Source organism: Lentzea sp. NPDC005914 (assembly GCF_040629405.1).
In the GTDB taxonomy this organism is placed as follows: domain Bacteria; phylum Actinomycetota; class Actinomycetes; order Mycobacteriales; family Pseudonocardiaceae; genus Lentzea.
In genome coordinates, this window is record NZ_JBEXVQ010000080.1 from 1 (window position 1) to 8,645 (window position 8,645).

At 62.9% G+C, this 8,645-nt stretch carries 9 protein-coding genes; 4 read left to right on the top strand and 5 right to left on the bottom strand.

From position 1 onward, the window contains the following. A partial coding sequence (locus tag ABZ345_RS47035; protein WP_359862231.1) for a hypothetical protein occupies positions 1 to 185 on the top strand: 185 nt, incomplete at its 5' end. A gap of 122 nt (positions 186 to 307) precedes the next feature. Here the strand turns inward: ABZ345_RS47035 and ABZ345_RS47040 are convergent. Then, entirely contained in the window at positions 308 to 637 is a 330-nt protein-coding gene (locus ABZ345_RS47040; RefSeq protein ID WP_359862233.1) for a hypothetical protein, read from the bottom strand. A 536-nt stretch (positions 638 to 1,173) separates the two neighbouring features. Here ABZ345_RS47040 and ABZ345_RS47045 point away from each other — a divergent pair. Next, entirely contained in the window at positions 1,174 to 1,608 is a 435-nt protein-coding gene (locus ABZ345_RS47045; RefSeq protein ID WP_359862235.1) for a hypothetical protein, read from the top strand. Positions 1,609 to 2,112: 504 nt separating this feature from the next. Here the strand turns inward: ABZ345_RS47045 and ABZ345_RS47050 are convergent. Beyond that, positions 2,113 to 2,553 carry a hypothetical protein gene (locus tag ABZ345_RS47050; protein WP_359862236.1) on the bottom strand — a complete coding sequence of 147 codons (441 nt, stop codon included), beginning with the start codon at positions 2,551 to 2,553 and terminating at the stop codon, positions 2,113 to 2,115. Positions 2,554 to 3,146: 593 nt separating this feature from the next. Continuing rightward, complete coding sequence (locus ABZ345_RS47055) at positions 3,147 to 3,929, bottom strand: glycerophosphodiester phosphodiesterase (protein ID WP_359862238.1); 783 nt, start codon at positions 3,927 to 3,929, stop codon at positions 3,147 to 3,149. Between the two features lie 125 nt (positions 3,930 to 4,054). Between ABZ345_RS47055 and ABZ345_RS47060 the strand changes: the two genes are divergently transcribed. Beyond that, a complete protein-coding gene (locus ABZ345_RS47060; RefSeq protein WP_359862240.1) occupies positions 4,055 to 5,659 on the top strand; it encodes a hypothetical protein in 1,605 nt (534 codons plus the stop codon). A gap of 382 nt (positions 5,660 to 6,041) precedes the next feature. Here ABZ345_RS47060 and ABZ345_RS47065 read toward each other — a convergent pair whose 3' ends face one another. Together ABZ345_RS47065 and ABZ345_RS47070 are read right to left on the bottom strand one after the other, a co-directional pair. Further along, entirely contained in the window at positions 6,042 to 6,179 is a 138-nt protein-coding gene (locus tag ABZ345_RS47065) for a hypothetical protein (protein ID WP_359862242.1), read from the bottom strand. Positions 6,180 to 6,279: 100 nt separating this feature from the next. After that, positions 6,280 to 6,840, bottom strand: coding sequence for a hypothetical protein (locus tag ABZ345_RS47070; RefSeq protein WP_359862244.1), 561 nt, complete (start codon positions 6,838 to 6,840; stop codon positions 6,280 to 6,282). A gap of 279 nt (positions 6,841 to 7,119) precedes the next feature. Here ABZ345_RS47070 and ABZ345_RS47075 point away from each other — a divergent pair, with 279 nt between their 5' ends. Then, a complete protein-coding gene (locus ABZ345_RS47075) occupies positions 7,120 to 8,499 on the top strand; it encodes an amino acid permease (protein ID WP_359862246.1) in 1,380 nt (459 codons plus the stop codon). Positions 8,500 to 8,645: the final 146 nt, after the last annotated feature.

Here is an 8,645-nt window from a genome sequence, read left to right on the forward strand (position 1 = left end):
CTGACCATGACCGCCTGAACGGCCATTGGCCGCAGGCGATGCCGCTGTCACCCGTCCCCGCCAACACTCTTGATCATTACGGGACAACCTTTAGCGCGAACGAGTTGATCATGGAGGTCTACGCGAACATCGACGGCGTACCGACCACGAACCGCCTAGCCTTCAAGGGGCCGTTGAAGTCATAGCGAACGGATGCCAGGCTCGACCGCCACGCCGGGCGTGCAGCACCGAAGTAGAGCAACCGTGCCGACAGGAGAAGGACCACGGTTGACCGGCAGCAACTGCGTGGCCTCGCACCATTGCAGGCTCAGCTGTTCTCGGACTGTCGCACGGGGGCCTGATCGAGCTTCAGTTGCTTCAGGAGCTCGACCGCGTTCGATTGGGCCTTGGTCCCGCGGGCTGCTTCGAGGAGGCCAACCAGCGACAGGAGTGCGTAGTAGTTGAGGTGGAACAGATGGCGCATCAGGTCCGGGGCTGCGGGGCCGTCGATCCGCACGCATTCGCCGGTCGGTAGGCGGTCGTCAAGGAGTATGGGTTGGCCGTCCACCTCGCCAACGGTGAACCGTGTGAAGGTATTGGCCAGCTTGCGCAGTAGGTCCACCTGGGCGTCGTACTGCGCTCCCTGCTGCCATGTCATCCACACTTGGACACCATCGCACAGGTGTTCGAATGGACGTCAATCTTCGTTCATGCACGAATCGTCTCGTCGGCCCGCAGGGCGGTGTCCAAAGTAGACCAACTTGGGCCGTCCTGGGGCCGTGAAACAACCCCAAAGGACGAGAAACGACGCTGACCGACAGAAGGGGTTTTCGCAGGTCAGCGTCGTCTGCAAGGCTCTGACCTCAGCCCTGCTTGGTCTCCCAGAAGATCTTGTCGATTTCCATGAGGCGCTTACAAGCCTGTTCAGGCGGGTGGCGACGGTGGGATGGTCAGGGCCGTAGGCGGCTTGGTGATGACGTCCGGCCGGCTCAGAGATGGGGTTTCCAGCGTCGTCGACGAGCCTCGGCGTGAGGCCGTGATGAACCTCAACCTCAGACTCGCCCACCTGGGCGAACAAGATCGCCATTCACTCAACCCGGTGTACTTCCGCAGAGCTCTGGCTGAGTGATGCACAGGGTGCCTACGCTCCGGCTGGGGCAGTCCGGCCAACTCAGGCTCTGCAAGGGAGACGAAATGGTGCGTCTGCGTTTGCTCGGGAGTGTTGCGTCGGTCGGTGTTCTGACCGCGACTCTACTTGTCGGCGTGTTCGTCAGCCCCGCCAGTGCGTGTTCGTGCGCGATTGAAAGCGAAGCGGAACACTACGAGCGCGCGGATCATGTGTTCACCGGAACGGTTCTCCAGAAGACGGTCGAGCGTGGCCACAAGGCCGATCCGTTCGACGATCTGCATCGCTATGCGGTGCGCGTCTACGAGGTACTCAAAGGGAAGGTTCCGCGGCACGTTAACGTCATCACCACCGTTCACAGCGCCATGTGTGGCATCGAGCTGATCAAGGGTGCCCAGTATCTGATCTTCGCGTTCGGCGATTCCGGTGACCGGCGAGTGGAGACCAACCTGTGCAGCGGCACCAGACTCGTTTTCACAACAGCTCGGCCCGATCCGCTCTGAGGCTGGAGTCTGCCACGTCTCAAGCTAGTGGTCGCGCCCGTTGGTTCGTCGGAGTTGATCATGCTGTCTGTGGCTGCGGTGCGTGGCGGTCATGATGACCGATCCAGCGGAAGCAACGATTGAGGTCGTGAACCGGCACCGGGCCGGTGCTGACACCCACGCGCGAGCGTGTGCTCGCCCGCGCGTGGGTGGTCCGGCTACGGCACCGGTTACCCGATGCCGATGGACCACTCGGGCGGACGCTCCCGACGCCTGTCAACGCGAACGGGAGCAGCCCGCACTGCGCGCTAGTGCGACTGGTTCGGTTGCAACACCCAGGCGTACACCTCGGCGAGGTGCTTGATCTGCTCAGCGTTCCCGCCTTGGGCACACCCTCGACGATCTCCTTGAGCAACACCGCCCGAGCCTCTGCTCAGTCATGTTCTCTGCCAATGCCGCACGAAATGGGCACCTCACCGATCGAGTTCCGCACCGGGTCCGATTTCACCCGATCGTGAAACGGAGTCAGCAGTCGTCGACTCGCCAGGCACCGTTCTCCCGAACCCACGGCTCGCTCCGCTGGTCCAGTTCGGACTTGGCGTAGGTGGAGGTCACCCGACCCAGATCACCGGCAATCTGGTCGACCTTGAGCGACACGATGTCCTGCGGTCCGTACAACTGGCTCGCCGCTGTAACGACCTGGAGAAATCCGGCGCGCGGCATGCGTTCCTTGCAGCGCTGCGACAGCATTTCGTACGCCTCGTTTTTCCCGGAGAGGAACGCTGCCGAGTACTCACGCACCGCTGCTTCGAGTTCTGCTGACGAGTCCTTGTTCGCTGTGGGCGCCGCTGTCATGGTCGCCTGTTCCGTCGTGCGCGTTGTTGTTGCCGGCTGCTCCGTGCTACCGCAGCCCGCGAGGGCCGCGAGCACGCCAAAGACCGCCACTAAGGGCACGAATCGAATCACACCAGGTCGTCGCCCATTGGTAGCGTCGCGTTACCCATCGCCGCAGGCATTCACTCGATCTCGCGACGCCGCAACGGCCAGCAAGCACACCCGCACGGGAGAAGACGGACATGACCGCTCACGAGACGGGTGCGCGGGACAAGAATGTTCTTGCAGGTAAACGATCTGAAAGTCCTGTGTCCAAACGCCGCACGATGGCACTTCGGAGGCTGCCACATCCGGCAGGCGCCCAACTCGATTGGGCCAATCACCTGCAAACGCGATCGACTGCTCTAGGCGAGTTGCGCCCGAACCTGTAGCCAAGACGACGCTTCAGAAGGAAGGCCCAGTGGGACGCAACGAGACGCCCCGACACAAACCCGCAGTTCAAGGCGTTACACCTGAGACCAAGTTGTGCATGCGCGACTTAACCGGTGCCGTTCACACCTAAGCGGTCGGCTTGAGCCCACAGCGTTCAGACTTTCTCTTCTTGATCAAGGCGGCCCCTCCGGAGTCGCAAGAGTGTGGGTGTCTTGCGGGGTTCCCGCGCCCGTGTCTCGACATCGGGATGTAGTGCCTGCAACGCCTCACCGCGGCTCGGCCCCAACGTTAAGTCATTTCGTCTGGTCATGGTGCAACCGTTCTGCAGTAGAAGACAACAACGCCGGAGTGTCGGTACAAATCCCGTCTACGCCCAGGGCGTATAGTCCTTCCACGACATCCGGCCGCTCCTCATGCCACGTTATGACTCCGAAACCGCGGGAGCGGACGCGTTTGAGCCAGCCGCCGGCGAGCAGGTGGTCCGGCCGAGGCTGGGCTTCCCAGCACGGGTGCACGAACGTTGCCGAAACTGCTTCCGCCAACTGCACCGGCTCTTCAAGAGTCGATCCGAATAGCACGGCGCGAGGGATGTCAGGTGCGACATCCGCGCACAATGCGATCAGATCCGATCGCGGTGACGCAAGAACTGTACTATGCGTCATTTCTGTGGATTCGAGGAGTTCAACGAGACGTTCGGCGGACCTCGCGGTCAGTGACTTTACGTCAATGTACAAGCCGAGACCAGCCTTTTTCGCGGCACCTACCACGTCCTCTACGGTCGGAATTCCCAGCTCGTCGAGAGCGCGTCGATGATGGGATTCTGGAGCGTCGAACAGCCAGCTGTGGTGGCCATTGGTGCGTATTACCGGATCGTGGCAGGCCACCAAGCGGTCATCGCCCGTCACGTGCACGTCGAATTCGACGAGATGCGCTCCTTGCGCGGCGACGGCGGCCAGGTCGGCGTCACCATACTTTTCAGACGCATCCGCCCCACGATGCGCAATGCGGAGAACCTCGTCAGGTCGCCGTTGCACTGAACGGCGTAACGATGGCAGCCGGTCGGAGGTAGGCGTCATGTGCGCAGAACTCCAAGTCTTCCGCGAAGATCACAATACTTCTATCTTGTGTACCCGCTGTACCCGCCCTGTCACACGTGTCCGCTGTAGCGGTACGGGGTGCTCCACGATGGGATGACCAGGACATGCCGCCCGTTGTCGCAACTGGACTGATCTCAGTCCCCGTGCCTGGCGCTTGGCGCCGTCTGACGCTGATCGCTAACACCAACTCGCTCGCCGAGTTGGCCGAAGAGCAAGTGGTCGGCAGGCTGGAGGAGTTGGGCATACCAAGGCATCATTACGGCCTCGCCCGTGCCGTGCAGAGCTGGAAACGCGCTCTGGTACCTCCAGACGTAGCCTTGGCACTGTGGCTATTGCGCGAGTGCCTCCCGACGGCGGACGCGTGGTCACGCCGCTTTGGCATGCGAGCGGAGGACACTGGTGCCGCGATCCGGTACATCCAACTCAGCCTTGCGGCTGGCGAGTCCGGCGATACGGATCCGCTACTGCTTGACGCGGCGAAATGGCTGGTCTCCACCCAACTGGCGGACGGCAGCATCCCGGCGAACCTCGGCTTCGGCTTCGGGGAGGCGGGTACGACCGCGCGTGTTTTGCGGCTGCTCAATCGCCTCGATGAGCCGTCGCTCGACCCCGCCCTCCAAGGCATGTACCGGTACCTGACGGAGCACGCGCTGCGATTACCGAACGGCGTGGGCTGGGCCTATTCGAGAGTTGAACAGACTGTGGTCACCGGTGCGACCAGCCACGTCGTGCTGGCGTTGCTCGAAAACCGCTCCAGTGATCCGCTTATAGTCGAAGCCGTCCGCTTCCTGCTGGCAGTGCAAGATCGTTCGGGTGGCTGGGCGGAAGTTCCAGGTTTCTCTCCGACGATTCACAATACCTTTAACGTCGTCCGAGCTATCAAGGCGGCCAAGCGCAACAGTCTGGTGGAAGCCGCAGTCGCCGACGATGCGCTAGCCGCCGCTGTGAAGTGGTTCTCAGGTCGGATGCGGAACCAGCGCAGGATCCGCGATATCGCCGAAACTGCATTTGCACTCCGCCTGGCAGCGGAGCTGGATTTGCTGCATGTGAAGCAGGTAGAAATCGCCGCCCTTCGGCTGCTTCAGCAACGTCGCCACTGGCTCAACCAAAGCGCCGACCTCTACGCCGAAACTGAGATCGTCGCGCTGGCACTGTTAGAGTGCTCGAGGGTGCTCGACGGGAGCGACCAACTGTGCGCTTCTTGGTCATGGCGATGGGCGTTACCGGAGTTACCGCCTCCGTTTCTCTCCAATGGCAAATATCTGCACGATCTGCTCTACAGCGTGATGCGTGCCCGCTGGTGGGTCAGAGCAGTGGACCGGTTTGTTTCCACATCATTGGTTGAGCGATTCCTGGGACTTCTACTCGGCACAATAGCTGCACTGGGTATCGTGGACGACTATGTAACCAGTGTGTTCGTCGGCCTTCAACCAGACGCCCGTGGCATCGTCACGATCTCTGTCATTACCTTACTGTTGCTCACGTGGATTACCGTCAAAATAAGTTGGAGTTCCTCCGTGCTGCGGGCACTGCGCAACAGTGCGGGGCCGCTGGGGGTCGCCGGATTACTTACATGGATCTTCTATGCGCCTGCTCCATTTTTTCCACCCCTATTGGCTTTTATTGGCCTACGTTGGCTAATTATCGACATCGTGGCGTTCACGACGAACTCTAGCGGCTTGTTCGATCGTATGCTCTCGCGGCAATAGAGCGAATTTCGCATCTTCGTGAACCACCTGAGCGCCTGTTTCTGATAACCCAGCTCAGCTGCTTGATCGTTTGACTCGCAAACGCCGCACGATGGTCCGTCGTGGGCTCGACGGTACGCCAGATGTACAGCAGCAAAGTACAGCAACCCACCTGGTGCTTGATGACCTAGAACGAGCACCACAAGCACTCTGACCTCGACAAAGACCGTAGTTGACCTACCTGCCGAGAGTTCACACCGAAGAGGTCACTGGTTCGATCCCAGTATCGCCCATTTCAGCCGGAGAGCCCCTGACCTGCAAAGGTCAGGGGCTCTCCGGTTTTTCGCGCACGCCAACAACGCCCGAAATCGGCCTGCGGTAGCCAAACAGGGGTTTCAGTCGGTCAGTCGTCCTCCTCTTCCAGAGTCGGCAGGAACAGATCACCGATGGCCTCCGCCGCGTCCGCGTCGATATCTGGGATGTCCTCGGTGTAGGTGTCGAGTGTGAATGCGACCTCGGCATGACCGATCCGACTGCTCACGATCTTCGGGTGCACCCCGATCTCAGCACGATCGTGGCGAAGCTGTGCTGGGCGTCATGCAGGCGGATCAACGGCACCATCGTGCTCGCCGGGCGGCCGGTCACGTCTCGATCGGCGGGGAGAGCGCACTCAGCCGCAGGCGCCACACGCTGCCGCCCGCTCGCGTCGACCTACCTAGGTGGAACACGTACCAGTCACCTTCCAGCGGCTCGAACCGGTACGCCTCGTCCCAGGTCTTCGTGGCGGGATTCAAGCCTGGGCACCGGACGAAGCCCGCCACTCGCGTCATGCCGGGATCGTTCGTGGTGAGGAACGTGCACCCGCGGTTCTCGTACCGGTCGTGGAAGTTGTAGAAGCCCACGCTCGGAGGCTGTCCCTCGGCCGGCCGCGCGATGGCCTTCTCCAACGCCGTTCGGTGCAACGGGAACAGCGCGGGGCCGACCACGCCAGCGGAGGCGGCCGTCCAGCTTGCCGCGCACAGGGCGGGCACTAGCAGCATCGGCCACCAGCGTCGAACGGGGTGGCCGATCTGGCCCGCGCCTACCACCAGACACAGCCACGCGACCACTGCCCAGCCGGCTAGCGCGAGCGTCAGGACGGTGTAGTAGCCGCCGGGCGCCGCGACTCCGGTGAGCAGCAGCCAGGTGGGCACTACCGCCACCGCGACCGGACACCACACAGATCGCCAACCGGACATGCCGTACCCCCTCCGTCGATCATCAGGACGTCGGGAGGGCACGGAGGTTCCCGGTGGAGGAGAGCGCGTCTGCAAAGCACGTCTGACATCTCCTCGCTTGAGGCGACCGACAGCCGCTGGTACCGGTCCGGCGACTGCCAATGTGTCCAGTTCGAGGCTCCAGATTGGACAGATCGATAGTTCGCTTCTCGCCTGTTCTGGCCCAAAGTGAGCGGACGGGTACGGAGCGAAACAGGAGGCCGGATGTCCGAGCAGGGCGAACTCGCGCGCACACTGCGCGGCAGGCATCTCAGCATGATCGCGATCGCCGGTGTGATCGGTGCCGGTCTGTTCGTCGGCAGCGGGGCGGCCATCCAGCAGGCCGGGCCGGGCGTGCTGCTCTCCTACCTGGTCACCGGGGCGCTCGTCGTGCTGGTCATGAGGATGCTCGGTGAGATGTCCGCCGCGATTCCGGAGACCGGCTCGTTCTCCGCTTACGCCGAACGCGCGCTCGGGCGCAGGGCCGGGTTCGCGATCGGCTGGCTCTACTGGTGGTTCTGGGTGGTGGTCATCGGCATCGAGGCCACCGCGGGCGCGGCTATCACCCATCGGTGGGTTCCCGGTGTGCCGCAGTGGGTGTGGGCCTTGGTTTTGATGGTGGTGCTGACGCTGACCAACCTCTACTCGGTGCGCTCGTACGGCGAGTTCGAGTTCTGGTTCGCCTCGATCAAGGTCGCCGCCATCAGCGTGTTCCTGATCATCGGGCTGGCCGCGATCGCCGGGCTGTTGCCTGGGGTCGAGGCGCCGGGGCTGAGCAACCTCACCGGGCACGGCGGCTTTCTGCCCAACGGGGCCAGTCCGGTGTTCGCCGCGATGCTCGTGGTGGTGTTCTCGTTCTTCGGAGCCGAGATCGCCACCGTGGCGGCGGGTGAGTCGGAGAACCCGCAGCGCGCCGTGCAGACCGCCGTGCGCTCGGTGGTGTGGCGGATCCTTGTCTTCTACTTGGGTTCGATCGCGGTCGTGGTCACCCTTCTGCCGTGGGACGACGCTGGTGTCGCCAAGAGCCCGTACGTCGCGGTGCTGGAGCGGATCGGTTTGCCCGGTGCGGCGACGGTCATGGACGTCATCGTGCTCACGTCGGTGCTGTCGTGCCTGAACTCCGGGCTGTACACGGCATCCCGGATGGCGTACTCGCTGTCGCGGCGTGCCGAGGCGCCTGCGGCGTGGCGGCGGCTCAGTGCCAAGGGCGTGCCGTTCACGGCCGTGCTGGTGTCCACTGTCGTCGGGTTCGGCACGGTCGTGCTGAACTACCTCTGGCCTGACACCATCTTCCTGTTCCTCGTCAACTCCTCCGGCGCCATCGCGGTGTTCGTCTGGCTGGTCATCGCCATTTCTCAACTGCGCCTGCGCAAGCAACTGGAGTCGACCACGCCGGAGCGCCTGACGTTGCGGATGTGGGGCTTTCCGTACCTGACCTGGGCGACGATCGCCGGGCTGCTCGTGCTGCTCGCCGGCATGGCATTCGACGACACCGCACGCCCGCAGTTGCTGCTCAGTCTCGGCGTCGCCGCGGTCGTCCTCGTGGTGGCCGTCATCCGCGACCGGCGTCAACCCGGGACGGCGGCGGAGCGGTCACAAAGGTGAACGAGCCGGATCCGACGCTGTAGACGACGTGATCGCCGTCGACGCGCACTAAGAACTCCTAACTCAATGAGAGGTTGCGGAGTCGGCGCCAGCAGATGATCGCGCAGGCCAGGCTGAGGAAGGCTTCGTGGATGTCATCGCGGATC